At 64.6% G+C, this 700-nt stretch carries 1 protein-coding gene; it reads right to left on the reverse strand.

Annotated elements, in window-relative coordinates; all coding sequences use genetic code 11:
* A partial coding sequence (locus AC628_RS44685) for a DUF5801 repeats-in-toxin domain-containing protein (protein ID WP_245321628.1) occupies window positions 1-700 on the reverse strand: 700 nt, incomplete at both ends.

The following is a 700-nucleotide window of genomic DNA, read 5'->3' on the forward strand; positions in this document are numbered from 1 at the left end:
TCGTGGACCGCACGATCCTGCGTCAGCGTCACGTCGCCGGTCGCCGTGTTCACCGTCAGCGTGAACACCAGCCACGCCGCGTCATTTTCATGGCCGGTGACATAGCCGGAGATCGTGTTGCCGGTCTGATCGAGCACGACGCCAAGACCGGAGGCGCTGTCGATCAGATTGGTCGCGATACCGTTGTTCGCGATGGTCAGCGCATAGGCCGTGGTCGCGCCGTCGGCGCCGGTCACAACCGTGAACGCGCCGGCGAAGTTTTCCTTGTCGAGAGCATGTCCCTGCGTCGGCACCGCATCCGGCGTCGAGCCATTGATGCCGGCATTGGTCGCAGCCGACAGGTAAGCCTCAAAGGTATTCAGCGAGTTGACATTCCCGCTCAGCGAGATCGACGGACCATCATCATGGAACGTGACGTGGCTGCTGAGGTCGAGGTTCTGGGCGGCGCTGTCGCCGTCCTTGTCGGTGACCGTCGCCGTCAGCGTCACCAGGCCGCCGGTCAGGCTGATGCCCTCACCGGTGTCCGGGCTGGAGGCGGTCGGCTCGTGCACCGCACGATCCTGCGTCAGCGTCACGTCGCCGGTCGCCGTGTTCACCGTCAGCGTGAACACCAGCCACGCCGCGTCATTTTCATGGCCGGTGACATAGCCGGAGATCGTGTTGCCAGTCTGATCGAGCACGACGCCAAGACCGGAGGCGC

Origin of the sequence: Bradyrhizobium sp. NAS96.2, assembly GCF_001908235.1 — a bacterium.
GTDB lineage: Bacteria > Pseudomonadota > Alphaproteobacteria > Rhizobiales > Xanthobacteraceae > Bradyrhizobium.